This window comes from Paenisporosarcina sp. TG-14, assembly GCF_000297555.1.
Classification (GTDB): Bacteria; Bacillota; Bacilli; order Bacillales_A; family Planococcaceae; genus Paenisporosarcina; species Paenisporosarcina antarctica.
Genome location: NZ_AMGD01000126.1, coordinates 1 through 283, shown reverse-complemented (window position 1 = coordinate 283; position 283 = coordinate 1). Strand labels below are relative to the sequence as shown.

Sequence of the window (283 nt, the reverse complement as noted above, 5' to 3'; positions counted from 1 at the left end):
AATGTTGGTCTTTTCGAAATCCCATAAGAAATAATTTCGCCATTATAGAGGTCTAGAAACGGACTTAAATACAGCTTTTCATCGCCTGTACACTTAAACTCTGTTACATCCGTTACGAGTTTTTGGAGACGATAAGGTGTCTTAAATCGACGGTTTAGACGGTTTTTAGCGACTTTGCCAACTTTCCCTTTATAGGAATTATAACGAGATTTACGTTTGAACTTCACACACTTTAAATTCAGTTCCCCCATAATTCGTTGTACTTTTTTATGGTTAATGATAT

The 283-nt window shown here is 35.3% G+C and carries 1 pseudogene; it reads right to left on the bottom strand.

Annotated features, from left to right (window positions below):
* Positions 1 to 283: pseudogene (locus tag C406_RS21185) on the bottom strand (IS3 family transposase); the annotation flags it as partial.